Source organism: Pseudomonas sp. (genome assembly GCF_049590575.1).
Classification (GTDB): Bacteria; Pseudomonadota; Gammaproteobacteria; order Pseudomonadales; family Pseudomonadaceae; genus Aquipseudomonas.
The window spans coordinates 1-1,552 of sequence record NZ_JBAWDE010000188.1 but is presented as its reverse complement, the minus strand read 5'-3'; the positions used below and the strand labels follow the sequence as shown (position 1 = coordinate 1,552).

General features: G+C 56.4%; 1 protein-coding gene. It reads left to right on the top strand.

From position 1 onward, the window contains the following. Positions 1 to 62 precede the first annotated feature (62 nt). Positions 63 to 1,385: a xylose isomerase gene (gene xylA / locus WBR57_RS13035; RefSeq protein ID WP_424084160.1), complete on the top strand. Its 1,323-nt coding sequence runs from the start codon at positions 63 to 65 to the stop codon at positions 1,383 to 1,385. The last annotated feature ends 167 nt before the right edge of the window (positions 1,386 to 1,552 follow it).

Here is a 1,552-nt window from a genome sequence, read left to right as displayed (position 1 = left end):
TGACGCTTTTGGCAACAATCGACTTGTACAATTATCCTAATAATGTGCACCCTTATCCTCTCATGGCTAAAACGCATTTCCCAAAAATCAAAACCATTCGCTACGAAGGACCGAAAAGCGCCAATCCGCTTGCCTTCAAACATTACAATCCCACTGAGATCATCAAGGGCAAGACGCTGCAGGACCACCTTCGTTTTTCCATTGCCTATTGGCACTCTTTTCGCGGCGTCGGTTCCGATCCATTTGGTCCCGGCACGATTGTTCGCCCGTGGGAAAAAGGGAAAGACCCGGTCTCCATCGCGAAGGTCCGCATGGACGCGGCGTTTGAATTTTTCACGAAAATCGGGGCGCCATTCTATGCGTTCCACGATCGTGACATCGCGCCCGAAGGCCGGACGCTGGCCGAATCGAATCGCAATCTCGATAAAATTGTCGCCCACGCCAAGGGCCTCCAAAAATCGACCGGCGTGAAACTACTCTGGGGCACGGCCAACCTTTTTTCCAATCCCCGCTACATGTGCGGCGCGGCGACGAACCCCGACGCGCACGTCTTTGCTTACGCGGCGGCGCAGGTCAAAAAAGCGCTCGAAGTCACCCGGGAACTCGGCGGCCAGAATTATGTTTTCTGGGGCGGGCGCGAAGGTTACGAGACGCTGCTCAACACCAACCTCAAGCGCGAGCAGGACCACCTGGCCGCGTTCCTGCACATGGCGGTCGATTACGCGAAAAAAATCGGCTTCAAGGGCCAGTTCCTGATCGAACCGAAACCGAAGGAGCCGACCAAGCATCAGTACGATTTCGACGTGGCCAGCGGCATCGCTTTTCTTCGCACCTACGGCCTCGACGGACATTTCAAATTCAATATCGAGACCAACCACGCCACGCTGGCGGGCCATACGTTCAACCATGAAATCGAAGTGGCCGCGGCGGTGGGGATGCTCGGCTCGATCGACGCGAACGCGGGCGACATGCTGCTCGGTTGGGACACGGACCAGTTCAACACCGACGTGAAGGAACTGACGCTGGCGATGCTCTCGATCCTGAGGGCGGGCGGACTCGGTTCCGGCGGCTTCAACTTCGATGCCAAGCTGCGCCGTCCCTCCATCGACCTGGAGGACCTGTTCTATGCGCACATCGGCGGGATGGATGCCTACGCGCTGGCCTACAAGCTGGCGCTGAAAATCCGCGCCGACGGCAAGCTGGAAGGTTTCGTCGCCGATCGCTACGCGAGTTTTGACATCGATTATGGCCAGGCCATCGAAAACGGGAAGATCGGCTTTAAGGAACTCGAGAAGCTGGTGCTCAAGAAGCTCGGCGAGCCAAAGCGGAAGAGCGGACGTCAGGAGTATCTCGAAAATCTCGTGAATTCGTATCTGCATTCGTAGGACCGATGGGACTTATATGACGGATAGGACAAAGGGGACGGGCTGCGTCCCATAAGTCGCATTCGTCGTATAAGTCCTATGGACCCCACGTCTACTTTCTTTCCACATCGGGCAGGAACCAGGTCAAGATTCCGATCAGGGGCAGAAACGAGCAGACCTCGAACACA

Coding starts and splice junctions, on each gene's coding strand:
- xylA (WP_424084160.1), top strand. CDS start 63: ATGGCTAAAACGCATTTCCCAAAAATCAAAACCATTCGCTACGAAGGA.